The 25,735-nt window shown below is 46.0% G+C and carries 24 protein-coding genes; 15 read left to right on the top strand and 9 right to left on the bottom strand.

Annotated features, from left to right (window positions below; genetic code table 11):
* Positions 1-751 precede the first annotated feature (751 nt).
* Genes R7M72_RS22925 through hemC form a run of 4 tightly spaced genes read right to left on the bottom strand, consistent with a single transcriptional unit; the run spans position 752 to position 4,831 of the window.
* Complete coding sequence (locus R7M72_RS22925; RefSeq protein ID WP_054577265.1) at positions 752-1,933, bottom strand: heme biosynthesis protein HemY; 1,182 nt, start codon at positions 1,931-1,933, stop codon at positions 752-754.
* A complete protein-coding gene (locus R7M72_RS22920; protein ID WP_054577266.1) occupies positions 1,933-3,144 on the bottom strand; it encodes a uroporphyrinogen-III C-methyltransferase in 1,212 nt (403 codons plus the stop codon). Before R7M72_RS22920 ends, R7M72_RS22925 begins: the two co-directional genes overlap by 1 nt.
* Before the next feature lie 17 nt (positions 3,145-3,161).
* Complete coding sequence (locus R7M72_RS22915; protein ID WP_053350816.1) at positions 3,162-3,890, bottom strand: uroporphyrinogen-III synthase; 729 nt, start codon at positions 3,888-3,890, stop codon at positions 3,162-3,164.
* 2 nt (positions 3,891-3,892) lie between these two features.
* The gene (gene hemC / locus R7M72_RS22910; RefSeq protein ID WP_005383388.1) at positions 3,893-4,831 is read right to left on the bottom strand and encodes a hydroxymethylbilane synthase; all 939 of its coding nucleotides are present in this window, start codon (positions 4,829-4,831) and stop codon (positions 3,893-3,895) included.
* Positions 4,832-5,177: 346 nt separating this feature from the next.
* On the opposite strand from hemC, the gene R7M72_RS22905 reads away from it, so the two are divergent.
* On the top strand, positions 5,178-7,706 hold the full coding sequence (locus tag R7M72_RS22905) for a class I adenylate cyclase (protein WP_005378748.1): 2,529 nt from the start codon (positions 5,178-5,180) through the stop codon (positions 7,704-7,706).
* Between the two features lie 69 nt (positions 7,707-7,775).
* Here the strand turns inward: R7M72_RS22905 and cyaY are convergent, their stop codons facing one another.
* On the bottom strand, positions 7,776-8,090 hold the full coding sequence (cyaY, locus tag R7M72_RS22900) for an iron donor protein CyaY (protein WP_042523922.1): 315 nt from the start codon (positions 8,088-8,090) through the stop codon (positions 7,776-7,778).
* Positions 8,091-8,164: 74 nt separating this feature from the next.
* On the opposite strand from cyaY, the gene lptM reads away from it, so the two are divergent.
* The 7 genes from lptM (at position 8,165) to R7M72_RS22865 (ending at position 15,410) form a co-directional block, all read left to right on the top strand.
* Positions 8,165-8,281: an LPS translocon maturation chaperone LptM gene (gene lptM, locus R7M72_RS26355; RefSeq protein WP_005378746.1), complete on the top strand. Its 117-nt coding sequence runs from the start codon at positions 8,165-8,167 to the stop codon at positions 8,279-8,281.
* A gap of 61 nt (positions 8,282-8,342) precedes the next feature.
* Entirely contained in the window at positions 8,343-9,596 is a 1,254-nt protein-coding gene (gene lysA, locus R7M72_RS22890; protein ID WP_005378745.1) for a diaminopimelate decarboxylase, read from the top strand.
* A gap of 10 nt (positions 9,597-9,606) precedes the next feature.
* On the top strand, positions 9,607-10,437 hold the full coding sequence (gene dapF, locus R7M72_RS22885; RefSeq protein WP_005378744.1) for a diaminopimelate epimerase: 831 nt from the start codon (positions 9,607-9,609) through the stop codon (positions 10,435-10,437).
* Positions 10,431-11,162 carry a DUF484 family protein gene (locus R7M72_RS22880; protein ID WP_025768160.1) on the top strand — a complete coding sequence of 244 codons (732 nt, stop codon included), beginning with the start codon at positions 10,431-10,433 and terminating at the stop codon, positions 11,160-11,162. The genes dapF and R7M72_RS22880 overlap by 7 nt, the downstream gene beginning before the upstream one ends.
* Positions 11,128-12,060, top strand: coding sequence for a tyrosine recombinase XerC (gene xerC, locus R7M72_RS22875; protein WP_005378742.1), 933 nt, complete (start codon positions 11,128-11,130; stop codon positions 12,058-12,060). The genes R7M72_RS22880 and xerC overlap by 35 nt, the downstream gene beginning before the upstream one ends.
* A gap of 8 nt (positions 12,061-12,068) precedes the next feature.
* Positions 12,069-12,785, top strand: a complete 717-nt coding sequence (yigB, locus tag R7M72_RS22870) for a 5-amino-6-(5-phospho-D-ribitylamino)uracil phosphatase YigB (protein ID WP_005378741.1) — start codon at positions 12,069-12,071, stop codon at positions 12,783-12,785.
* A 138-nt stretch (positions 12,786-12,923) separates the two neighbouring features.
* Positions 12,924-15,410 (top strand): EAL domain-containing protein, encoded by a 2,487-nt coding sequence (locus R7M72_RS22865; protein ID WP_042523924.1) that lies wholly within the window; start codon positions 12,924-12,926, stop codon positions 15,408-15,410.
* 83 nt (positions 15,411-15,493) lie between these two features.
* Here R7M72_RS22865 and R7M72_RS22860 read toward each other — a convergent pair whose 3' ends face one another.
* Both R7M72_RS22860 and R7M72_RS22855 read right to left on the bottom strand, forming a co-directional pair.
* Positions 15,494-16,090: a tRNA-uridine aminocarboxypropyltransferase gene (locus tag R7M72_RS22860; RefSeq protein ID WP_042523926.1), complete on the bottom strand. Its 597-nt coding sequence runs from the start codon at positions 16,088-16,090 to the stop codon at positions 15,494-15,496.
* A complete protein-coding gene (locus R7M72_RS22855; RefSeq protein ID WP_176311205.1) occupies positions 16,090-17,640 on the bottom strand; it encodes a COG3650 family protein in 1,551 nt (516 codons plus the stop codon). Before R7M72_RS22855 ends, R7M72_RS22860 begins: the two co-directional genes overlap by 1 nt.
* Before the next feature lie 47 nt (positions 17,641-17,687).
* Here R7M72_RS22855 and R7M72_RS22850 point away from each other — a divergent pair, with 47 nt between their 5' ends.
* Positions 17,688-18,158: an EVE domain-containing protein gene (locus R7M72_RS22850; RefSeq protein WP_005378735.1), complete on the top strand. Its 471-nt coding sequence runs from the start codon at positions 17,688-17,690 to the stop codon at positions 18,156-18,158.
* A gap of 50 nt (positions 18,159-18,208) precedes the next feature.
* Here R7M72_RS22850 and R7M72_RS22845 read toward each other — a convergent pair whose 3' ends face one another.
* Together R7M72_RS22845 and R7M72_RS22840 are read right to left on the bottom strand one after the other, a co-directional pair.
* Complete coding sequence (locus tag R7M72_RS22845) at positions 18,209-19,033, bottom strand: Cof-type HAD-IIB family hydrolase (protein ID WP_053350823.1); 825 nt, start codon at positions 19,031-19,033, stop codon at positions 18,209-18,211.
* Positions 19,034-19,277: 244 nt separating this feature from the next.
* Complete coding sequence (locus R7M72_RS22840) at positions 19,278-20,288, bottom strand: alpha/beta fold hydrolase (protein ID WP_005378733.1); 1,011 nt, start codon at positions 20,286-20,288, stop codon at positions 19,278-19,280.
* A 65-nt stretch (positions 20,289-20,353) separates the two neighbouring features.
* Between R7M72_RS22840 and rhtB the strand changes: the two genes are divergently transcribed.
* The 6 genes from rhtB to arsJ all read left to right on the top strand — a co-directional run bounded on the left by rhtB (position 20,354) and on the right by arsJ (position 25,734).
* Positions 20,354-20,971 (top strand): homoserine/homoserine lactone efflux protein, encoded by a 618-nt coding sequence (rhtB, locus tag R7M72_RS22835; protein ID WP_005378732.1) that lies wholly within the window; start codon positions 20,354-20,356, stop codon positions 20,969-20,971.
* Positions 20,972-20,995: 24 nt separating this feature from the next.
* Positions 20,996-22,219, top strand: a complete 1,224-nt coding sequence (locus R7M72_RS22830) for an EAL and HDOD domain-containing protein (RefSeq protein ID WP_017636082.1) — start codon at positions 20,996-20,998, stop codon at positions 22,217-22,219.
* A 154-nt stretch (positions 22,220-22,373) separates the two neighbouring features.
* Positions 22,374-22,709, top strand: coding sequence for a metalloregulator ArsR/SmtB family transcription factor (locus R7M72_RS22825; protein ID WP_005378730.1), 336 nt, complete (start codon positions 22,374-22,376; stop codon positions 22,707-22,709).
* Between the two features lie 42 nt (positions 22,710-22,751).
* Positions 22,752-23,753: an ArsJ-associated glyceraldehyde-3-phosphate dehydrogenase gene (locus R7M72_RS22820; protein WP_005383630.1), complete on the top strand. Its 1,002-nt coding sequence runs from the start codon at positions 22,752-22,754 to the stop codon at positions 23,751-23,753.
* Between the two features lie 13 nt (positions 23,754-23,766).
* Positions 23,767-24,261, top strand: a complete 495-nt coding sequence (locus R7M72_RS22815; protein WP_005383629.1) for a cyclin-dependent kinase inhibitor 3 family protein — start codon at positions 23,767-23,769, stop codon at positions 24,259-24,261.
* Between the two features lie 255 nt (positions 24,262-24,516).
* Positions 24,517-25,734: an organoarsenical effux MFS transporter ArsJ gene (gene arsJ, locus R7M72_RS22810; RefSeq protein ID WP_158157012.1), complete on the top strand. Its 1,218-nt coding sequence runs from the start codon at positions 24,517-24,519 to the stop codon at positions 25,732-25,734.
* The last annotated feature ends 1 nt before the right edge of the window (position 25,735 follow it).

The raw sequence follows: 25,735 nt of genomic DNA, 5'->3' as shown, positions 1-25,735 counted from the left end.
GGTTGAAAGCACCGGTCTTGAAAACCGGCATACGTTAATAGCGTATCTAGGGTTCAAATCCCTATCTCTCCGCCACTATTAAGAAGCCTCGCTAGAAATAGCGAGGCTTTTTTCATTTCCGCACATCTTTATTACTCTATCTGTGCTTGCCAAAAATCAATTCCATATGCGATCTACTTTTCGACAAAGTAATATTGGTATCGGTCTTGGTTGTGACGTTTTGATTTTTGCTAAGAAGTGCAGTTGCCTCTAAAGCTGTTCATCCTCATCACTGCATGCTGTCCCGATAAGGTTGTTGGAGATGCTTTGTTAAGGTGTTGAACCATCTATTGCCTTATCGTTCTCTTAAAGCACTACCATTGCTTCTCTAGCCCCTTTTACTGGATAGACCGAACAAATAAGCATACTCAAATAGCCACTGTTTCACTGATGTATCTTTTTGTTTTACTCAGTCTAGCGACGCGTGTGCTCTATTGCCTAAATCTAGCTACGTCTTAAAACCATACATCAACAGGCTAAAGTTACGTATTCCTGCATCTTTTAAAATTGTTTTGGATTCTGCTGGAATGACAGGATCAGAGTAGTCAAAAGAGAAGAGGAAAGTGAAACGATAGTGAGTTGCTAGGAAGTTGAGAACTACTTGGGAGCCAATGAATTGGATAAACATATTGATGACTAAGGACTGAAGGGTTAATAGCAGGCAATAAAAAAGCCGACAGGTAAGCTGTCGGCTTGGTTAGGTCATCTTAAGTTAGTCATTCTGTACGAGCGTGAGAGCTTTACGAGAGACTTCGTGAGCAGCTTTGGTTAGATTTTGCTTCTCTAGTGTGTCTGCTAGGAATGCATAGTCAGAGACGTCAGAGCGAAGCTTTAAGGCGATCTCAAAGTGATCCTGGGCTTCTTGCCACTTCTCTTGACAGAAATAGAAGTGCGCTAATGCGCTATGGGCAGCGGCGTTATCCGGTTCTTTCTTCACTACGCCCTCTAAGAAGACCACGACAGGGTGGGTATCTGGCAGATTTAGATCTGGCAGTAGTTGATAAAGCTCTGGGGCAGGTTGTTTTTTTAATGCTTCTTTTAGCACGGTAAAGGCTTCTGCATCAGCTTTTCGAGTGATGAGTTCTCGAGCAAAACAGGCAACGAGGTGTGTGTCTTGTTTAACTTTACGTGAGAGACTATTCCAATGAGAGATAAGCCCTTCGCTACCTTGTTGTTGCGCTACTTCATGGAGTAAGCCGCACTGCGCCTTTTGAATCAGCTCTGCATGTTCTTCTTCCGTGATGAGTTTTGCTTTGGTTAGTTGTGGCAAGAGGTCAATAAGAGGTTGCCACAACTTTAGCTGCATGTACGTTGTTTTCAGCAAGTTCAATACAATAGAGTTACTCGCATACTGACTTTTTAACGATTGCAAGGTATCGAAAGCGGACTCGAACTCGTTGTCGCGGATAAATTGTTTCGCTCGAGTCAGTTCTACTGCGAGATGGGCGTTCTCTTGTTGGCTCGCTAGCTCTAGATAGTGATCTCGTTTTGCTTTATCACCTTGGCCTTGTGCGGCTTCAGACGCAACCAAGTAGCAAAGCAGCGGCATATCGTGATGATTTGCCCAGCGAGTTACTTTCTTCTCAGCACCTTTCCAGTCACCTTCTAGAAGTTTAATAATGCCTTCATTGGTGTATCGGCGGGAATGGCGCATTTTGCGAACACTGAAGTAGTTCCATGTTGTAGAACTAGCATAAACTAACTTCTTAATCAGGTACTCAAGCAGAAAAAGACCTGCGAGTGCAGCGATAACGAAAACCACTAATGTCGTTACGCTCATCTCGATCGTTTTCTCGGCAATGGAGATGAGTACATAGCCTTGCTGACCAGAAAACTGGGTGCCAACAAATAGTCCTGCGCCTAGTACAACAAATAGGAAAATAAGACGAAACATTACTTATCCTCCATGCCTGTCATCGTTGTGACTTCACGACGTAGGCGTTCACGGATGACATCTGATAGTTGAGACTGACTTTGCAGTTTTGTTGGGTATTCCACTTGAATATTTTGCTGACTTAGCAGGTTAACCGTTTTGTTGAACTCTTTAACGGAATTATCGTCTTGGTTGAAGAAAGCTAATGCCCATTTGTCGGCTGTTTTTAGAGATGTGGTGTAAATTTCACCTTGTTCTTGGTACACCGCTTTTATTGCCGTTTCCAATTTGGCTTTGATGTTTTCTTTCAGGTAAAAGTGTTGCTCAGGAGAAAGCAGTGGAATGACGTTACCATCGCGCGTGCGGAAGGTAATGAAGTTTTCTGAAAAGTCCTTCAAAGAGGTCATTAAGTTATCTTGCCAGTTTGCGATATCTTCAGATACTTCAGTGTTTTCTACGGCTTCAGCTTCAGGTAGCAGTGCATTGGCGAGAGGGAGCTTGTCTACTTGCTGTTGCAGGGCAGTTAAGCGTAGTACCAATCCATCACGGTCAATTAGCGGGATAGTGCGAAGTTTGGTGATATCGTTCGCCATTGCTTTACGTAGTTTGACGAGACTAGGGTCATTCAGCGCTGCAATGCGTTGGTCTGCACTTTCCATCAGTTGAGTTGCGCTTTCTACGTCATGCTCTAAGAACAGTTTACGGCCGGCTAATTTGACGAGGTAATCGGCTTCCGCTAATAGCCAGTCGTTTGGTCGACGACCTTTCACATCGGCAACGGCGAGCTGTAAGCTTTCAATGCTCTTCTGTTGCTGTCCCAGTACCACTTCCGCTTTGTGTGTCACGGTCGTTGCTTTCTCGATGGTTTCTTCTTGTACCCGGCTGAGCTCTTGCTTCATGGAGGCTTGAGAGCTTTCTAGCTGACTTTTTAGTTGGGCGATCTGCGCTTGGTAATCGGCTTGCTGTTGATGCAGCTTGTACGCGAGGCCACCGCCAAAAATAATCGATAAGATGATAGCGACCGTGCCTAGTTTGACACCGCGTTTGCCTTGTTTTTCTTCAAACTCGATTTTGGTTGGTTCTGCTGTTTTTGGGGGCTCGGCCGCTTGTGGTTGCTCTTTTTTAAGGTCCGCATCCTGCTGCGATGTGGTTTTTTCGACTAGCGGTGCCGATGAGGTTTCTTCGGAAAGGTTTTTATCGTTATTTTTTTGGTCGTTATTTTTACTTGTCATGCCTATATCCTGTGTAGCTAGGGCTGGAGAGCCGCCAGTAATTCTTGGTTAGATGCGCTTCCCGTGCATCTCACGCGAGTGAACCCCCTTTGAATTGCGATGTCAGCGATACGCTGACTGGGGATATACAACTCTTGTTGATTAAGCCAAGTCAATTGCTCCGACGTCAATTGGCTGCACAAATAATCCAGTTGTTCACCACTGGTGACAATAATCTGGTTAATTTGTAGGTTTTTCCATAGTGAGATACAGCTTACTGGATCGAATGGGATGAATTCTCTCTTGTAAGTCTCACTATAGTGAACTTTTGCGCCACGCCTCACCAATGCATCTTTGATCAGCTCTCTTCCGCCGTTACCACGAAGGATAAGAACTTGTTGTTGTGCCACATTGTTGAGCTCTGGCAGTCGCAATAAGTGTTCACTATCACTGACTTGGGGATAGTGTACTTTCTGTTGGGTACATTTGCTTAAATAGTGTGCTGTTTTTTGACCAACGGCAAGGTAAATAGCTTGTTTCGGCCATGACATCCCGTTGCTGGCTAAGATTTGCTGTGCACATTGCACTGCATGTCGACTAACAGCGATAACAATTTGAGCTTGATGTAGATGTTTAGAGAGGTGCGTGTCCGTGAGATCGGCGACAATGTCGATCAGAGGATGGTGATATGCGGAAATGCCGTGCCTTTCGAGCAGAGAGCAAAGCGCGCTGCCTTGCTCTCCCGGCCGAGTGACCAACACTGCCATGGTTATTCGTGATCTGCGTACAGCTTAGTTAGGATTTCACGAGCGCCGTTATCTAGCAGCTCATTGGCTAGCTGCACTCCTAATGCTTCGCCGTCTTTACGATGGCCACGAATTTCACCACGCACAATTTCGCTGCCATCTGGTTCGCCAACTAATGCGCGTAGCCAAATGTTGTCGCCGTCTAGCAGGGCATAGCTGCCGATAGGTACCTGACAGCCGCCTTCTAGCGTAAGGTTCATTGCGCGCTCACACAAAACGCGGTCTACGGTGTCTTGGTGGTTAAGTGGCTCAAGCAGCTTAAGCAGTCTTTCATCGTCAAGGCGGCACTCAATACCGACAGCACCTTGCCCTACCGCTGGTAGTGATTGCTCTGGTTCGATAAAGCTACGAATGCGCTCTTCAAGCTTCAATCGTTTGAGGCCAGCCGCAGCAAGAATGATTGCATCATACTCACCCGCATCTAACTTACCAAGGCGAGTGCCCACATTACCGCGAAGCTCTTTGATGATGATGTCCGGACGATATTCTTTCAGTTGGCATTGACGGCGCAAACTGCAAGTACCAACCACGGCACCTTGAGGGAGCTCATCAATGTGGCTATAGGTATTAGAGACGAAGGCATCACGAGGATCTTCACGCTCACAAATGGTCACGAGGCCAAGGCCTTCTGGGAAATCGACGGGTACGTCTTTCATTGAGTGAACGGCGAGGTCTGCACGTCCTTCTAGCATCGCGATTTCAAGCTCTTTTACGAACAAGCCTTTGCCGCCAACTTTTGCTAGTGGTGTATCTAAAATCACGTCACCTTTGGTCACCATGGTTACTAACTCGACTTCCAAGCCAGGGTGAGCGGCTTGAAGGGCGTCTTTAACAAAGTAAGCTTGCCATAAAGCAAGAGGGCTTTTTCGAGTTGCAATGCGAATCGGTGTGGATTGTGTCATGATCTTCTCAATGCTGTTTGGATTTGGGTTTATCCTACCATTGTCATCAAGAAATGCTTACTGTTAGTTCGTTATCTCTGAAGGCTATGAATGGAATTACATGACGTTATGAAAATAGTGTGACTGGATTCTCAATTAGACTAAGGACTATTATTAGTAATAGGTAATAAGAGCGACACTACCGCGCGATTAATTTTGTGACTAAAGTATGGTTTTGTATCCAGAGTGATACGCGGGCGTGAAGCTTTACCCGCACCAATAAAAGTGTTAAATTGATCACGTTTTTAAGCCATTTTGGTTTAAAACGTCAGCAGATTTTCGTGATTGTTCAACCAAGGAATTCCCCTTGCAGGCTTACACCCAAAAAATCATCCAGCGACTAGATAATTTGAATCAGCAGCGAGTTGATCGCGCGCTGGCGCTTATGGATTCGCAAAGCCAGCAAGTCTTCCATTTGATTCCTGCCTTGTTGAACTACAACCATCCTGTAATTCCTGGCTATTATGATGCCGATGTCCCGTTTGGTGTGCATGGGCTTGAACTAAATAGCATTCAGCAACAATTCATAGATGATATTCAACTTGCCATTGGTCAGCCGCTCAAGACGGTAGAAAAGCCCGCTATATTGGGTTTGTACACCATGGGCAGTACCTCCTCGATTGGTCAAAGTACTTCCAGTGATTTGGATATTTGGGTGTGTATTTCACCAGAGATGGATTGTGACGAACGCGAGTTATTGACCAATAAATGCCTACTCATCACGGATTGGGCACAAAGCAAAGGCGTGGAAGCGAACTTTTTCTTAATGGATAAAGAGCGCTTTAGAAGCAATCATTCTGAGGAGATGACAGGTGATAACTGTGGTTCATCTCAGCACTTACTTTTGCTAGATGAATTCTATCGTAGTGCGGTGCGTATTGCCGGACAGCGTTTGTTATGGCAAATCGTGCCGCCAGAAATGGAAGAGTGTTACGACGAGTACGTTTCTCAACTGTGCAGTGATGGTTACATCGACTGTAGTGAATGGATCGACTTTGGTAAATTGAACTGCATTCCTGCTGAAGAATACTTCGGCTCGAACTTGTGGCAGTTATACAAAAGCATCGATTCTCCCTACAAATCGGTATTAAAAGCCATCTTGCTAGAAGCTTACTCGTGGGAATACCCGCATACTCAATTGTTAAGCATCGACACTAAGCGTCGTTTCTTTGCCCATGAGCCTGACCTCTATGGCATGGATGCGTACTACTTAATGTTGGAAAAAGTAACCCGTTACCTAGAGCGAATTCAAGACGATACACGTTTGGATTTGGTGCGTCGCTGTTTCTATCTCAAAACCCATGAAAAACTATCTCGTGAGCCGAATATTGGCTCAGTAGCTTGGCGTCGTGAAGCACTGAGCGATATGATTGCAAAATGGAATTGGGATGCCAGTGTCGTTGCAGAGCTCGATGACCGCCGTAATTGGAAGGTTGAACAAGTAAAGGTGGTACATCATGCATTGCTGGATGCGTTGATGCAAAGCTACCGTAACTTGATTCAATTTGCGCGTCGTAACGACATCACTTCTGCTATCAGTCCGCAAGACATCAGTATTTTGGCCCGTAAACTCTACGCGGCTTTTGAAGTATTGCCGGGCAAAGTAACGTTACTAAACCCACAGATTTCACCTGATCTGCACGAGCCTGACTTGAGCTTTATCGAAGTGAAAAAAGGGGGGGTAAACAAGTCTGGTTGGTACCTCTATAAACAACCGCTTATTGCGCACCGCATTTTGGGGCAACCATATCTAGAGCATCATGAATACTTGAGTAAGTTGGTTGCTTGGGCATTCTTCAATGGCTTGATCACTGAATCGACTCGTTTACATGCCGTGGTACGTGAAGCGCAGCTAGATATTGATAAGTTTTACCAAATGGTGAGTGACTTACGAAATACTTTTGCGTTGCGTAAGCGTCGTCCATCTATGCAGGCGCTAGCGAGTCCTTGTGAAATAAGCCAGCTTGCGATGTTCATCAACTTCGAAAATGATCCGACGTCTGAACTTTCTGGTCGTTCGCTGAAAGTGGATGTTAAGAACACCGATATTTTTAGCTTTGGTCCAGAACATAAAAATTTAGTCGGCAGTGTTGACCTTGTTTACCGTAACTCTTGGCATGAAGTGCGTACGCTGCATTTCAAAGGGGAAACGGCGATGCTGGATGCACTGAAAACCATTTTGGGCAAAATGCACCAAGATGCGTTGCCACCAGAATCAGTGGATGTGTTCTGCTATGCGAAGAACATGCGTGGTGTGATGCGTAATATGGTTTACCAGCTTTTAGCTGAATGTATCGACTTACGCTTGAAACCAGTAGAGCAAGAGAAACGTCGCCGCTTTAAAGCGATGCGTCTTGGTAACCAGACTTATGGGTTGTTCTTTGAACGTCGTGGTGTGTCGGTGCAGAAGCTAGAAAATTCCATCGATTTCTACCGCAGCATTTCCACTAACAAACTCAAAGGCTCGCCGCTGTTAATGCTCGATCGTGAGCAAGAATATCAAATGCCTGAGGCGGTGGATGGGTTTGCCAGTGAAGGTCTAGTGCAGTTCTTCTTTGAAGATAACGAAGATGGCTTCAATATTTATGTGTTGGATGAGTCAAATCAAGTGGAAGTGTATCACCAATTTAGTGGCTCCAAAGATGAAATGATTTCGTCTGTAAACAGTTTCTACACGTCGGTAAAAGACGATAGTCGCGTCGCGTCGAAGTTTATTAACTTTAACCTGCCTCAGTACTATCAAATTATTCACCCTGAAGAGGGGAATGCGTATATCATTCCTTACCGTAATGACGGTTGTTCACCGAGTCGCCCGACCAAAACTGTGAATGCGTAATTAAACCCGTATCAATAAACAAAAAGAGCACTTCGGTGCTCTTTTTGTTTTGGTGACGATTGACCAGAATTATGCCCAATCAATGGTTTCGCCTGCGTGCTTTTCACACTCTTGCTTCACCATTTCAAATAGCTCCATACCCGTTTTTGAGCAGGTCCATTTACCTTCAATAAGCTTGAAGTGGAAACCACCAGATTTGGACGCTAGCCAGATCTCATGCATCGGCTCTTGGCGATTAATGATGATTTGGCTGCGGTCTTCAAATTCCAATGTCATTACGTTGCCAGTGACTTCGTAATCAATGTCTGCGCCTGAATCATCGATGGATTCTTCGATGATTTGCATCTGCGCATCCACCAGTTGATGAAATTCAGTATCGTTCATCCGTCTATCCTATTGCTTTTCCTGAGTGTGGTGCGATTATAGGGGGCATTGATTCAATAATCACGATATGCGAAATGAAAAAATTAGTTACTGTGTTGTTTGTGATGGTTGCCGCGACCTTAGCGGGGTGTGGTCAGTCTGGCTCACTATACATTCCAGATGACACTCAACAGAATGAGCAATCACAATAAATAACCGCACCTTAGGGTGAAATTAGGGTTCAGCAGTCGAATAAAATAAGGGAAGCGAATTTTGGATTACTTCAACTATCAGGATGATGGCCAGCTTTGGGCCGAAGACGTCCCACTTCAAGCTCTTGCAGAGCAATATGGCACTCCTCTTTACGTATATTCTCGAGCCACGCTAGAGCGCCATTGGAAGGCGTTTGATAGTGCTGTGGGTCAGCATCCTCACCTGGTTTGCTACGCGGTGAAAGCCAACTCAAACTTAGGCGTATTGAACACGCTAGCGCGTTTGGGATCGGGTTTTGACATCGTGTCGGGTGGTGAACTTGAGCGTGTGATTGCCGCAGGCGGTGATCCGAAAAAAGTCGTTTTCTCTGGTGTTGGTAAAACACCGGCAGAGATGAAGCGCGCTCTTGAGCTAGGTATCAAATGTTTCAACGTTGAATCTGAGCCAGAGCTAGAACGTTTGAACAAGGTTGCGGGTGAGCTTGGTGTGATTGCGCCAATTTCTCTGCGTATCAATCCAGATGTCGACGCGAAAACACACCCTTACATTTCGACTGGTCTTCGCGACAATAAATTCGGCATTGCGTTTGATCGTGCGCCAGATGTTTATAAATTCGCGCAAAGCCTGCCGAACTTGAATGTGCAAGGCATCGACTGCCACATTGGTTCTCAGCTGACCAATATAGACCCATTTATCGACGCGACAGACCGTTTATTGGCCCTGATTGATGATTTAAAAGCGCAGGGCATTAACATTCGTCACCTTGACGTCGGCGGTGGTTTGGGTGTGGTCTATCGTGATGAATTACCACCTCAGCCTTCTGATTACGCCAAAGCGTTACTAGGCCGTCTTGAAAATCACCAAGACTTGGAGCTGATCTTTGAGCCAGGCCGTGCAATTGCTGCGAACGCAGGTATATTGCTAACGCGTGTTGAGTTTTTAAAACATACTGAGCATAAAAACTTTGCGATTATCGACGCTGCAATGAACGACTTGATGCGTCCTGCGCTATACCAAGCATGGCAAGATATTGTGCCAGTTTCACCGCGAAAGGGTGAAGCTCAGACTTACGACTTGGTTGGTCCTATTTGTGAAACCGGCGACTTCTTGGGTAAAGATCGCGCACTCGTTTTGCAAGAAGGTGATCTACTCGCGGTTCGTTCAGCAGGTGCCTATGGTTTTGTGATGTCTTCGAACTACAATACTCGTACCCGAGCAGCAGAAGTGATGGTGGACGGTAAACAAAGCCACTTAGTTCGCCAGCGTGAGGAGCTGACCAGTTTGTGGCAGCTGGAACAGATTCTACCGGAGTAACACACAACAAATGCATTTCCACTTTTCCAAAATGCACGGTTTGGGCAACGACTTCATGGTCGTCGACTGTATTACCCAGAACGTGTTTTTCTCGCAAGACCTGATCCGCCGCTTGGCGGATCGTCATACTGGCGTTGGTTTTGACCAATTGCTTGTGGTAGAGGCCCCTTACGACCCTGAAACCGACTTCCATTATCGGATTTTTAATGCCGATGGTAGTGAAGTTGAACAGTGTGGTAACGGTGCACGCTGTTTTGCCCGCTTTGTTCGCTTGAAGGGACTGACCAATAAATACAGCATCAGCGTGAGCACCAAGAAAGGAAAGATGATTCTCAACATCGAAGATGATGGGGAAGTGACGGTCAACATGGGCGTACCAGAGTTTGAACCGAACAAAATTCCTTTCAAAGCGAAGCAAAAAGAGAAAACTTACATCATGCGAGCAGGCGACAATACCTTGTTTTGTGGTGCTGTGAGCATGGGTAACCCGCACGTAGTGACCGTGGTCGACGATGTGGATACGGCAGAAGTGGAAACTCTCGGTCCGCTGCTCGAGTCGCATGAGCGTTTCCCAGAGCGCGTCAACGCTGGCTTTATGCAGGTGATGAGTCGTGACCATATTCGTCTTCGAGTTTACGAGCGAGGCGCAGGAGAGACACAAGCTTGTGGTAGTGGTGCATGCGCGGCAGTCGCGGTTGGGATTCTGCAGGGCTTGTTGGATGAAAACGTTAAGGTTTCTCTACCTGGTGGTGAATTGCGAATTGCATGGCAAGGCCCTGGCAAGCCGTTGTTTATGACCGGACCTACAACGCATGTATTTGATGGTCAATTATCTTGCTAGTTGAAGAAAAAGGAAACGGTTTGTCTCAAGTAGAAGCAGATGCCTTAACGGCTGAAGTAGTGGCAGAGTACCTCAAAGATCATCCAGACTTTTTTGTGCAACGTCCGGAGCTTGTGGATCGTTTATCTTTCCCACACTCAGACTTAGGCGCGGTATCTTTGGTACACATCCAAATGAATCGCCAACGTCAGCGCATTGAAGAGTTAGAGGAAGAGATCACTACACTAATGTCGCTTGCGGCGAACAATGATCGCACCTTTTACGAATTTATGGATTTGCAGGGGCAGATTCTAAAGTGTGGTGACTTTAAACAAGTCATTCATTCTATCGAAGAGAAAGCCAAAACATTGGGCTTACGTGCGTTTGTTCGATTGTTTAGTCAATGCGACGCATCGATTCAATTGAGTAAGGAAAGTTATCAACGCTTTGCGACCACTCACTTAAATGGCAAAGATGCGTACTTAGGACGTCTTCGCAAAGTGGATCGTGAAGCTTTGTTTGGCAACATGGAAGTGCCGGAAATGGGGTCCTATGTGGTACTGCCGCTCGTGAAACAGCAAACACTGGGCGTGCTTGCTTTTTCTAGTGAAGATGGCGGCCATTTTCAGCCAGATATGGATACCTTGTTTTTGCGTCACCTATCATTAGTAGTGGCACATCTCGCTCAAACACTGGTATGGCAAAGTTACGATGACGACAACTCCCAACACTCCTCTGCCAAATAGTCTGCAAAAGCCTCTTGAGCGCTTCTATGAATTCTTACGAAGCGAAAAGGGGCTTAGCCTACATACTCAGCGCAATTACAAACAGCAGCTAGAAACTATGGCGCAGCACTTAGCTGAAATGGGGCTCAAAGATTGGTCTCAAGTGGATGCTGGTTGGGTGCGCCAATTAGCAGGTAAGGGCATGCGAGAAGGCATGAAAGCCAGCAGTTTGGCAACGCGACTCTCATCGCTACGTAGCTTTTTCGATTTCCTTATTCTGCGTGGCGAGATGTCGGCTAACCCAGCCAAAGGGGTTTCAGCACCTCGCAAAAAACGCCCGTTGCCCAAAAACCTCGATGTTGACGAAGTGAGCCAATTACTTGAAGTCAACGAGGACGACCCGTTGGCTGTGCGCGATCGCGCCATGATGGAGCTGATGTACGGCGCCGGTTTACGTTTGGCTGAGTTGGTGGGTGTGGATGTACGTGATGTACAACTGCGTAGTGGTGAGCTTCGTGTTATTGGTAAAGGCGATAAAGAACGTAAAGTGCCGTTCTCTGGGATGGCAACCGAGTGGGTCGGGAAGTGGTTACGCGTTCGTGGTGATTTAGCCGCTCCAGGTGAGCCCGCCTTGTTTGTATCTAAGCTTGGAACGCGTATTTCGCATCGTAGCGTGCAAAAGCGCATGGCTGAATGGGGGCAGAAACAGTCTGTCGCAAGCCATATTAGTCCGCATAAATTGCGTCACTCATTTGCGACACATATGCTCGAATCAAGCAATAACTTACGTGCGGTGCAGGAGCTTTTAGGGCACGAGAACATTTCGACGACCCAAATCTACACGCACTTGGATTTCCAACATTTGGCGCAAGCCTACGACCAAGCCCATCCACGCGCACGTAAAAAGAACGGGGAGTGAGCCGAAGTATGAAATTTTATCGCCGTATCGAGCCTATTAAGGCAATGACCTTTGACCTAGATGATACCCTCTATGACAACTATCCTGTGATCGTTCGCATGGAGCGTGAGTTGCTATCTTGGCTCAAGCACCATCATCCAGCGGTTGCTCATATGAACAAAGCGGATTGGTTTGCTCTCAAGCAGCGTGTTGTGCAGCAACAACCCGAGCTGAAGAGCGATGTCACTTTATGGCGTTTAGTGCAACTTCAGCAAGCCTTCTCCCAAGTAGGCTACGACGAAGACGCAGCACATGCCGCCGCGAAAGCCGCAGTAGACGTTGCGTTGGACTGGCGTAGCCGTTTTGAAGTGCCGCAGCAAAGCCTCGATGTACTGGAGGAACTCGCGCAGCACATCCCGTTGGTAGCAATCACCAACGGTAATGTGGATTTAGACCGCATCGGTCTTACGCCTTATTTCCAACAGGTACTTAAAGCAGGACCAGATGGATTGGCGAAACCCGCAACCGATATGTTTACTAAAGCGAAGCGATTCTTGGATATTCCTGCGGAGAATATTCTGCATGTCGGTGATCATCTAACCACGGATGTGCATGGTGCAAAGTTGGCTGGTTTTGCAGCCTGTTGGTTTAATGATATGAATAAAAATGTCATTAACCATTCAAAAACACGTACTTTACCTGATATTGAAATCAATAGTTTGCAGCCGTTACTCACACTTTTTTAATTGCTTTCGCATTAATCCATTCTAATCTCATTTTGTGTCTAGAAAAGCAGCGCAAAGCCACGTAAATTATTCTCTATTAAATAAAAATAGTAACGCCACACGTCGTGGTGAAGATAGTGTTACGGCAGTGGTAGGTCCATGCGAGCTTTTTCAAAACTGGTTCACGATGTCAGTCAACTGAATGACTTTTTAGTCACTTTTCCGACTTCCTCAGATAAACAATATTTAGTACAAATATTGTCGACGCAATCGCGCGAAATTACGACCACACTTGCAGACGCCGTTTTGTCGTCGCTGCCGAATGCTCATGTTATGGGGCATAGTACGCGTAATGTGATTCTGGAAGGGGAGATATTTACCTCTGGTTGCCTAGTGAGTGTGATTGAATTTGAGCAAACCACGCTGACTTCTGCGGTACAAACATACTCTTACTCCCCTGACATTGATGGCGGGGAACTCAAGCGCTCTCTTCTAATGCAGCATAATTCACAGGTGATCCTCAGCTTTGCTGTGCAAATTGAACGACGTGACTATCCCTTGTTTCAAACCTTCGCCAGTGAAGAAGTAGTGATTTCTGGAGGGTTGGCGCAGAGTATTGACGATGGCTGCTGGGTGCTATATCAAAACCGAGTTTACGATAACGCTGTGGTTGCCGTAGCTTTGCACAGTGATACTTTGAAGCTATGGACTGATGCGTATTCGGAATGGAACCCGATTGGCATGCCACACAAAGTCACTCATGCAAAAGGAACGCGCTTGTATTGTTTAGGTGAGAAGAAAGCGCTGGACGTATACAAGCGTTACTTGGCGGATGGCCATGACGTGACGCTGAGTCAACTGCTCAGCTTTCCATTGTATCGAGAAAGCTTAGGGCGAAAGGAAGTTTGTACGGTAACGGAGCTACACGCTGATGGCAGTATGAGCTTCGACAGGCCCTGGTGTCTTGGTGACGAAGTGCAATTTTGCTATAACCATCCCTCGTTAACGCTCGAGCAAGTGCGGCATGGTGTGGTTGAGTTAGCCATGCACCAACCTGAAGTCGTGATGATTTTTAACTGCGCGTCACGGTTAGACTTTATTGACAGCAGCGACGAAGTCCAAGCCTTCAAAGATATTGCGACGACGTTTGGTAGTTACTGTATGGGGGAACTGCATGGTGGTATTGGTCAGCCCGAAATTCTCCATCACAGCCTGACGTATTTAGCGATGCGAGAGGGAGACGAAGTGCAAACATTGAACTTGCCTAAGTCGCCCGTTAGCTCCTCTATTTCACCGCTGTTTAGCTTGATTCGAAATGCGATCGGCGATCTCAACCATATGAACGCGCATATGGGATATCAACTCGATCGCCAAACGCGCAAGTTACAAGAAAGCTATCGACGCGACAGTCGCACGGGATTACAAAACCGGGTCGCATTGCAAGAGCGGCTGAGTAACATCGATTTGGATGAGCATTTGTTGACTCTAAAGCTACTTAACTTTAGTCATATCAACGAAAAATACGGCTACCGAGTGGGAGATCAATTACTCAAAGATCTCTCAATGCACTTTACGAATCGACTACGAAAGCGTTTCGGCATGCCAACGGCTTTGCAGCTTTATAGTATTGGGGTTGGTGAATGGGCGTTCATATTTAAAGCTGATCAAAGCAGCGAGACCATCAAACAGCACTTTACGCGTTTTGCTGACGCGGTAGAACAAACTAATTTTGAGCCAATTGGCCTACGTGAAATAGATTATCTTTCTATCTCGCTATGCGGCGGCTTAGTGAGTCGTCGAGACTTTCCATCCGCTTCAGTAGATGAGCTCTTACTCAAAGGCATCGAAGCGAGGCGCTCCGGTGTACGCAGTAATACCCATATCTGTAATGCGAAAGATATTGAAGTCAGTGAGGATGTGCGTAAAGAGCAACTTGGATGGCTAAGTTGCGTCAGTAGAGCCATTCTCAAACAGAATATCATCACTTATAGCCAACCTATTGTGCATGCGAGTAGCCACAAATTGGCAAGCCAAGAATGTTTGGTTCGTATTCTGGAAGCCGATGGAACGGTGATTGCGCCAGGACGTTTTCTGCCAATTATCTCTGATACGCATCTTTACACTCGACTAAGTCGGCACATGATTCATTCTACGTTGCATTATATGCGAGATAAGCAAGGTGACTTTTCTATAAACTTATCGCCGCAAGATTTGCTCAGTGATAAAACTTTAATGCTTTTAGAGCATGAAATTAGCCAGCTAAATGACCCAAGGCGAATTGGTTTAGAAGTGCTGGAATCTGAGCAGATCAAAGACTACGGCCGAATGATAGAAGTGTGCAGTCATTTTAGAAGCTTAGGGGCGCGTATCATTGTTGATGACTTTGGGTCCGGTTATTCGAATATCGATGAAATCCTAAAGTTGGAGCCAGAAGTCATAAAGCTCGATGGCAGCTTGATTCGTGATATTGATAAAGACTTAAAACAGCGCAAGATCGCTTCCCAGTTGGTGCGTTTGTGCCAGGTGTTTAACGCGGAGACGGTGGCGGAGTTCGTCCACAATCAGGAGGTGTGTACCATTGCACAAGACATGGGGGTGGACTATTTGCAGGGTTACTATCTTGGCAAGCCGACTCGACTGTTTTAATGATGTTTCACGTGAAACTTCTTGTCGTAAAAAACGCAGCGTAGGCTGCGTTTTTTGTTTGGTTCTTCTACTGAGCTTAATGGTTAACGCTTAAGAGCGTGTCCACTCTTTTCAGCTTGGAACAGAGCGAGGTAATGGGCAAAAAAGCGCTGCATTTGTTGTTGGTTGTTTTGTTCTCCAAGTTGCCCGAGCAAATGTGCAGCGACTTCAAACGTACACAAATTACCTTGTTGTTGGTTGCGTCGCAGCTGATATTGTGAGTCCGCCGACGCAGACAATCCCATAGTAGGGATACCTTCTAACCAACGGCTCTTATTGATCATCTTGCGCGCCTCTTGCCAGGTGGCATCTAAAATAATAAACAGCGGAGTTTTGGTTTGTTGCTGGCTTTGGAGTACCACATGTTCGAGTGTGATACTTTCTTCACAGGGGAAGAGCAACACCGGATACCGCGACGGATCAGCTAATAGAGTGAGCAATTCTGCTGGTGGCTGTTTGCGATCCCAGATTACTCGCTCAATGTTGAGTTGGCACTGCTCTAGTAGCTGGCCGGTATTAGTATCACGCTTCAGTTCATTCGGATGCATTAACAGCAGGATGTTGTGCTCACTGGTAAGTTTCGGCATTAGCGAGCACATACAATTGAATTGAAAACCGCAGGTTGGACACGGTTGTGACATTACAGACGAACTCCTTCGCGCACCGGGCTTATCCCATCAGAGAACAGACGCACACCACTGACTTGGTTCGGCGTTGCCGTTGGTGCCATGCTTGGGTTGAGTGGGTAGCTAACCCCAGTGTATTGCATCACGTGTTGAGCCGCTTTAGCTCCGCCACCGCTGACATTAAAAATCAGATCTCGCCAACCATGAGAGGTTTGTTGGCCGAGCATAATCGGGCTTTGCACTAGTGTAATGCGGCTATTAAATCGCCATTCCTTTTCGTGATGTTCAAATATCAGCAATGTACAGCCTCCGGAACCACACCAATCCAACTGTACCAATAGCTCTTCGTTACCATCGCTGTTGAGGTCGTAAGTTAGCCAACGGTATTGGTTATTGTTGGGGGTGGTTTGATGGATAAAGAAGTAGTTGCGCACCGCGGCATCTACTTTTGAATCAAACTCTGCACTAGAAGGGACGTCAGCACTACCGATGGGGTTGTTGGTGCGTTTTTCGGCTGGTTGCATGATGCCTTCATCACGAACGGTGGCAGGGTAAAGGACTAAACCACCATCGGCGATTGGGTATACTAAGTTACCGACTTTTTCTTTGGTCGCTTTGAGCTGATTGCCTTCTCGAGTAAACAGTCGCTCTGACATCAGTCTTTGCTGTTGATGATGCGTCATGACAACTTGAACCTGAGACGGACTTAACTGTTGCCAGTAACCACGCTCGATTAATGGTGCTTGTCCATTGGCGTAACGGTATTTTGTTGTGGCGCTGTGGTCTGGGTTTAAGGTCATTTGTACTTCAAAACCTTGTGATTGAGTTGAGGTCGCGACATAGGTATTAGCCCAACCAAGCGTTGCATCGACGTTTGCAGCCATACCACAACCTTGATACGTCTCGCCATCATGTTTTAGTGTTGCTTTCCAGCCATACAAAGAATCGCTCATTGTGTCTGAGCAGAGGTTTTCTGTTAAGCGAAGCTCACCATCTTGTAGTTGATAAGTGCGCTGGCGAGGTTGAAGCTGACTGCTTTTAATCGCTAATTTTGTGGTTTGTTTGCCGATTTGCTGGAATGTTAGTCCATTAGCCTCAAAGCTTGCCGACCAAGAAGGCTCATTACCAAACACGCGAGTTGGTTTGTTTGGTTGCTGACAACGGTTTGGATTTTCCGTTGTGAGGAAGTTCACTTGTTCCACGACAAAGTTAGCATCGAAATCAGCAGAAAACCCATCGATGCCCGGTGGGTTGAGGTGGCCGATAACCTCGCCATACATAGTCTGGTAAGGCTCGTTATTTAACTGAATTGCTCGTTGCATTTGCTGTGGTGATAGTTGCAACCAATATTGCTTGTCGCTGCCACAAGGCATGATGTATTGGCTCTCGTGACCGACGATCACTTTTCCGCGTAGCATAAAAGTTTGAGGTTGAATGGTTTCAGGCTTATCTAAGGTTGCTGGTGGAGAGGTTGGGTCAGCAGCACCAGATTGTGGCGGCTGTGAACTACATGCTTGCAGAACCAGCAGGGTGGCAAGCGCCACTGGGTTTTTCAAAGCCTTCATGTTATATCTTCCTCATTATTGTTACTCAATCGGCATCGGATGGCATTATGGCATATTGGTTATTTAAAACTGAACCAGATACCTTTTCTATTGACACGCTTCGAACCCAAAAGGTTTCATGTTGGGAGGGAGTTCGTAATTATCAGGCGCGCAATATGATGCGTGACCAAGTGAAGGTGGGCGATTTAGTCCTGATTTACCACTCTTCTTGTAAACATGTTGGCGTGGCAGGTATTGCTAAAGTTGTGAGAGAAGCCTATCCCGATCATTTCCAATTCGATCCCGAAAGCGATTATTACGATCCAAAGTCAGACCCAGACAACCCGCGTTGGATTATGGTGGATGTAGAGTTTGTACGTAAAACGGCGCGAGTGATTCCGTTGTCGGTGATGAAAGCGATGCCAGAACTTGAGAACATGCCGTTGGTGAAACGTGGAAATCGCTTGTCGATTATGCCCGTGACAGAAGAAGAATGGGACGCGATTCTTGGCAAAGAGAAGCTGCCAAGTCAGCGATAAAAGAGAAGGGCTGCGAATGTGCAGCCCTTCATTAATTGGAGTATTGAAGCTTACAGCAAGTGTTCTTGTAGGTAGTGTGCAACCGCATCTTCTGCATTGCTGCCAATTACTTCATTATTTGGTAGAGCTTTCATCACTTTTTCGTGTGATGTACCCATAACTAGCCCTTTACCTGCCATCGACAGCATTTCTACGTCATTCATGCCATCACCAAATGCTACGCAGTTTTCTAACGTGAGGTCGAGCTTTTTCGCTACCGCTTCAAGAGCATGACCTTTAGACACGCCAGCGCTCATTACTTCCAAACACCAAGGCGTTGAAAATGCGATGTTCAGCTGATCACCAAACTGCTCACGTAGTTTGTTTTCAAATACGACCAAACGTTCGTGGTCTTCTCCTGGATGAGTAAAGAAAACTTTCGCAATACCGTCAGTTGGGGCTTGGTCTTCATCAAATAAGACGTAAGTGAATTCATCGTGGAAGTCACGTAACGTTTCATCATCCTTGTTCATCAACCAGCTATCATTTTGATACATGTGAATAAGTATTTCTTGATCATGTTTGATCGTGTCGATCACGCCTTGTACCAGTTCCGCAGGGACATTCTCGCTGTACATTAGCTGATCTTCCTGGTCATGCACTCGGGCACCATTCGACGTGATCATATAAGCTGGAATGCCAACTTGGCGACGGATGCTCGCAACGTCTACGTGGTGACGGCCGGTTGCAAAGACAAAGGTATAACCCTTTTCATGCAGCGCTTTTAGCGTCTCTTTTGAGTAAGCACTGAGCTGATGGTTAGGTGCGAGTAACGTGCCATCCAGATCAGAGGCAACGATTTTGGTGATCTCTTTGCAAGGTAGCGATGTGCTCATGAAGTCCTCGTAAACGGTTTGGATAGTGTGGAACAGGTGAATTGCAAACGGAGTACAGCAGACTGACTAGATCGTACTGCTCCGAATGCGGGGGAACTTGGGCTCGTAGCACTATGCGGTTAAACACAGTGTCAAAGTAGCCAAGTTCAAGCAGTGTACGCCAAAATGAGGATGAAAAAGAGGGTAAATCGATGTGCAGACATTTCCTCTTTAATGATAGTCGTGAAATGGTCGCCTAGAGTTCTTATTGTGCTTGTTCGTTTGATGGCGATTTAGGGTCATTCATAAAGCGGAAAATCGCATCGAGAGCTTGATTACGATACTTGTCGGTCTCGAACAAGATTTCATGCTGTGCGCCTTCGATAGAAAGCAGCTCCGCGTGCGGGTTGGTTTTCCGCAATTTATCAATAAAACGCTTTTGCGCGAGATTGCTAACAATCCGATCGTTTCCGGCTTGGATTAGGATGACTGGTATTTTGACTTGGCGAGTTAATAAAAAGCACTGCTTAGCGGCCATGAGCCCTTGCCAAACCCAGCGAGTGCTTGGCCCACCGACTTGCAGTTCCGGTTTTTCCGTATATAGGTTTCGGAACCATTGGTAGCGGCCGTAACTTTGGCTAAGTGGGTTATCTTCAAAGGGCTTAGGGAAGTAGGCCTGATGTCCTGGTGCATAGCGTGGCAAAGTCGATACCGCTGACATAATTTGTGTGACCGGAATCGCTATTGGTGATAGGTACCATGGCAGGTTAATGCCAAACATGGGCGCACTTAGAATCAAACCAGTAAAAGGGTGTTCTGGGTGAGTTTGCAGGTAACGTGTGGCGATCGCGCCGCCCATAGAGTGCGCGATGATGAAGCATTGTTGATATTCGCTAAGGTCGTGTTTTTTTACGACGATGTCCATATCATCAATATAATCAGTAAAGTCATAGACGTGACCCATATCTGAGTCAGATAATAAACGATCTGATAAACCTTGACCGCGGTGGTCAAAGGAATAGACATCGAAACCTTGGCGGTAGAGATCGTAAAACAGCTCTTGGTATTTCCAGGAAGACTCAATGCGTCCATTTACGATGAGCACGGCTTTTTTATGCTCTGGGTTGGTTAGCTTGCACCAGTAAATGTTCTTTTTCTCAGTCCCTTTAACAAAGCCCTCTTGGCGAGTTTGCCAAAGTGCTGCGATCGGACCACCAATTGCTTGCTCAAATAATGTCTCTTGAGTATAAGTCAAAGGTGAATGGTTAGTCGCCATTAGTTGATTACCTGAAGATACGTTGTTTACGCGATGTATCATCGAAGAATTAGTGAGGAAATGCAATGGATACCCATGTCTGGTTAGCTTATGTAGTAACAGCAATCGTTTTTAGTTTGGCTCCGGGCTCTGGCACGGTGAACTCAATCAGTAATGGTTTGAGTTACGGTACCCGTAAATCACTGGGTGCCATTATTGGCTTACAAATTGGTTTAGTTATCCACATCGCGCTGGTGGGGGCGGGTATTGGTGCGCTTGTCGCGCAGTCAGCAACCGCATTTTCTGTCATTAAATGGGTTGGTGCCGCTTATCTGGTTTGGTTGGGGATTCAGAAATGGCGCGATACATCAAGCTTAGTCGCAGCTGAAAACCACAACGAGATGTCAGGCACGGCGCTGTTGTACAAGGCTGTGTTAATTAACCTCACCAACCCTAAATCGATTGTTTTTCTGGTGGCGTTGTTCCCGCAGTTTATTGACCCGGCAAAAGACCAAATCACGCAACTGTTGGTGCTTGGCGTCACTACGGTCGTGATTGATGCGTGTGTAATGTTGGGTTACACGAGCTTGGCAGCACAAATGGGACGCTTTATTCGCTCCGATAAAATCATGGGAAAAATAAACAAAGTATTCGGTTCAATGTTCATGGGTTGTGGTGCATTATTAGCAGCTGCAAAGTCATAAGCCATTTATAGGTCCTTCTTTAGCATGAATACAACGTATGTCGCTCGCCAGCCGATCTTTAACCGAAAAAGACAGACGCTGGGTTATGAATTGTTGTTTCGAGACGGGGAGAGTAACGCATACCCTTCACATATTGATTCAAATCGAGCGACATACCGACTGATCGTCGAAAACTTCCTATCACTGGGTACTAACCCAGTGATTGCCTCTTCAAGATGCTTTATTAACTTTCCTCATCAAAGTTTGGTGCGACGTTTGCCGCGCAGTTTGCCGAAAAACAAAATTGTCATCGAAGTGTTGGAAACGTGCCAACCTACGGATGAGCTTCTTGATGCGATTCGTGAGTTTTATCGAGAAGGTTACTTGATCGCTTTGGATGACTTCACCCTAACACCAGAATGGCGCCGTTTTTTGCCATATGTGCATATTGTGAAGCTCGACATTATGGCGATGGGGCTCGAAAAGGCCTGTGAACTTGTCACAACACACCTTGCCAAACGCGTCAAATACCACTTTTTAGCAGAACGTGTTGAAACCGCAGAAGAGTTTGAGCAAGCGAAAGCGGCTGGCTTTAAATTTTTCCAAGGTTATTTTTTTAGCAAGCCACTCGTCTCGCAGACTAAATACGTCAGTCCTGAGCAAGTGTTGGCATTGCAACTGTTTCGTGAAGTTTGTGCTCCTGAGCCTGACTTTACTCGTATCGAGTCCATCATTACGCAAGATGTCGCGTTGTCATATAAATTATTGCGTTTTGTAAATACGCAAGCGCCGAATTTGGCTGTCGAAATCAGCTCTTTTCGTCAGGCATTGATTTATCTTGGCCAGGATAACCTTAAGCAGTTTGTCTCTTTGGTTGTGGCATCGTATATCTCCAGTAATAAGCCTCGAGAGCTGTATCACCTTTCATTGCAACGAGCTCAATTTTGCCAATTGATGTCGCGCTATCAGCCATTCTCTCATCTCAACGAACAAGGTTTCATGGTTGGTTTGCTGTCGATTCTAGATGCGCTGTTGGATCTTTCGGTGGAATCTTTAGTTAGGCAGTTACCGCTTAGTCATTCAGTACAACAAGCGCTATTACATCGCAAAGGGGTTTATGGTGCACTTATTTCCCTCGAAGAGTGCTACGAGCGTGCCGATTGGTCAGGGGTTGAAAAAATCACGATGCAATTGGGGTTGCCTTTAGAGGAAGTGAAGCTCTCCTTAGGTGAAGCGGTTCGCTGGAGTCAAAGCATCGCGACTGCATAATTTCTGGTTTTATCTTTTATCTCTTTGAATCTCTCTCTTTACAATCAAGCTGTTCGTTAGATGTGAAACTTTTATGACGATGGACGGTTTCCTCTTGACGATATATCTTAATTAAATAAACATATACGCATATCCATATATAGGTATGTTCATTATGCTTCCACATCAGTTTTTTAAGCTGTTATCCGATGAAACACGCGTACGTTGTTTAATGCTCGTGGCCCGTGAAGGTGAAACTTGCGTTGGTGATTTGGCGTTTGCTCTACAAGAGAGCCAGCCGAAAGTTTCTCGTCATCTTGCTCAGTTACGATCCAGTGGCATCTTGGTGGATAAACGCCAAGGACAATGGGTGTATTACGAGTTATCACAGCAATTACCAGGTTGGATGCGAAAGTTAATTGAAGACTTAGTGGCATCAAACTGTTTGAAGCAGGAATACCAAGACGACATCACACGCTTACACGATAAAAGTCGTGAGGCTTGCTGTTAACAGCGAATAGAGATTCAAGGTAGAAGATTAGAGGGTAAAACTATGACAATTAAAGTAGGAATTAATGGCTTTGGCCGAATTGGTCGCTTAGCGCTGCGAGCGGCATTTGATTGGCCAGAATTGGAGTTTGTGTTAATCAACGATGTCGCAGGTGACGCAGCTACGCTTGGTCACTTATTAGAATTCGATTCAGTGCAAGGTCGTTGGCATCATGGAGTTCAGGTCGAAGGCAGTGAGCTCGTCATCAACGGCAAGCGTGTCGCCACGACTCAACAACGCGATATCGATGCGGTGAACTGGTCTGATTGTGATGTTGTGATTGAAGCGACAGGCGTACATCGCAAAACATCATTCCTAAATAAATACCTAGAGCAAGGCGTGAAACGTGTCGTGGTAAGCGCACCTGTGAAAGAAGAAGGTATCGCGAACATTGTGGTGGGCGTGAACGACCATATTTTCGACCCTGAAAAACATCGTATCGTGACAGCAGCTTCGTGTACGACTAACTGTATCGCACCTGTAGTTAAAGTCATTCATGAGAAATTGGGTATCGAACAATCTTCTTTTACGACCATTCACGACCTGACGAATACGCAAACTATTTTAGATGCGCCACACAAAGATCTACGCCGTGCAAGAGCATGCGGCATGAGCCTTATCCCGACTACGACGGGTAGCGCGAAGGCGATTGTCGAAATTTTCCCAGAATTAAAAGACAAAATTAATGGTCATGCGGTTCGCGTACCTCTAGCAAACGCATCGTTAACAGACATCATTTTTGATGTGAAGCGTGATACCACAGCAGAAGAAGTGAATGCACTGTTAAAAGAAGCATCTGAAGGTGATTTGAAAGGCATCCTTGGCTTCGAAGAGCGTCCTTTAGTTTCTATCGATTATAAAGGCGACCAACGTTCAACCATCGTTGATGCGCAATCAACCATGGTTGTGGGTTCTCGTATGGTTAAGATTTACGCTTGGTACGATAACGAAATGGGTTATGCAACGCGCACAGCAGAGCTGGTTCGTAACGTTGGTTTGGCTTAAAAAGGGGGTCACAATGTCTCATCCTACATGGCAATTAGATTTGGACTCCGGTGCTTTAATCTTAACACCGTGCCCAGGAACGAAAGGTGTCGATTTGCATGCGTCGTTAGAACAGTTGAAAGAGCAGGGTGTTCAAGCGGTCGTTACTGCATTAGATGATAGTGAATTAGCCGCGAAGAATGTCTCTGCATTGGGTGAAGCCACTCAGCAACTGGGTATGAAATGGTTCCAGATCGAGATTGAAGACGACTGCGCACCAAATGAAGAATTTGCGACGAAGTGGCAACAAGCCAGTCCGGAACTGCACGCGATTCTTGCTCAAGGTGGCAAAGTTGCGATGCATTGCATGGGTGGTTCGGGGCGCACAGGTTTGTTCGCTGCTCACCTACTCCTAGAAAAGGAATGGCAGTTAGAAGATATCGTGCGAGAAGTGCAGGCATTGCGCCCTGGTGCATTTACAAAACCTGTGCAAGTTGAGTACATCGAACGTGTGGCTCAAGACGCTTGATCAGCTTAAATAGCTTTTGGTTCATCATGATCCAAAAGCTAAATTCGAGCTTCTTCAGGATACGACTGTTTACAAAAAATGCCATTAATATTAACTAATCAATTGTTTTTTAAAGTGTATTTTTCTTTTTATTGATGTTGGGGCATTTTTTGAAAATCACAGTAACATTGTATTGGTCAATGTTGCTGTACAGGTTAGGAAGTATTTAGAACATGATGATCTAAATGCTTCTATCGCTGTACATATGAGGTCAATATGATTTCTCAATTAAGCAAAAGTATTCGTCAGTACATGTTAGTGACGTTTAACTATTGGAACTTTACGGTGACCGATGGCGCACTGCGTATGCTGGTGGTGCTCTATTTTCATGACTTAGGTTATTCCACGTTAGCTATTGCCTCACTGTTTCTTTTCTATGAATTTTTTGGTGTGGTGACAAACCTGGTTGGTGGTTGGTTGGGCGCAAGGTTAGGCCTAAATAAAACCATGAACATTGGTTTAGCGATGCAAGTGTTTGCGTTGCTGATGCTCGCAGTACCAAATGCATGGCTGACCATTCCTTGGGTGATGGCAGCGCAAGCTCTGTCGGGGATTGCCAAAGATCTGAACAAAATGAGTGCTAAGAGCGCGATTAAAACGCTAGTTCCAGACGAGCAGCAAGGGGCGCTCTACAAATGGGTAGCGATTTTGACTGGCTCGAAGAATGCACTCAAAGGAGCGGGCTTTTTTGTTGGTGGCTTGCTGCTATCTTGGGTGGGTTTTCAAAACTCGATGTTTATTATGGCGGGTTTACTTACATTAGTGTTTGTTTGCAGCATGATCTGGCTAGAAGCGGACATGGGTAAAGCAAAGAGTAAACCTAAGTTTCGCCAAATATTCTCCAAGTCTGAATCGATAAACATTTTATCCGCAGCACGCATGTTCTTGTTTGGTGCTCGTGATGTGTGGTTTGTCGTTGCTCTGCCTATTTATCTTGGTAGCGTGTTTGGCTGGGATCACTTGTGGGTTGGTAGCTTTCTCGCTACGTGGGTCATTGCTTATGGGTTTGTGCAAGGCTTTGCGCCGCGTATTACTGGCAAAGCGCAAGGTCGTGTGCCTGATGGTAGTGCAGCATTGGTGTGGGCAGGAGTCCTAGCGTTAATTACGGCTGGTATTGCTTATGGTGTGCAAATCGGTTGGCAGCCTGAATTGGTGATTGTGGTAGGTTTGATGATTTTTGGCGCTGTGTTTGCCATTAACTCTTCGCTGCACTCGTACTTGATAGTGAGCTACGCTAAAGGCGATGGCGTCTCGTTGGATGTCGGTTTTTACTACATGGCCAATGCGATGGGACGTTTGATTGGCACGGTATTATCGGGTTGGATCTACCAAGAGGCTGGTCTTGCAGCGTGCTTATGGGTTTCTTTTGCTTTCTTGGCACTGACGACGCTGATTTCAATTAAGTTGCCAAAAGCTGATGTTGCTACTGCGTAAC

The organism is Vibrio sp. YT-18 (assembly GCF_033337345.1).
In the GTDB taxonomy this organism is placed as follows: domain Bacteria; phylum Pseudomonadota; class Gammaproteobacteria; order Enterobacterales; family Vibrionaceae; genus Vibrio; species Vibrio alginolyticus.
Note: the sequence above shows the minus strand (reverse complement) of the source record. Positions and strands in the feature narration are given on the sequence as shown.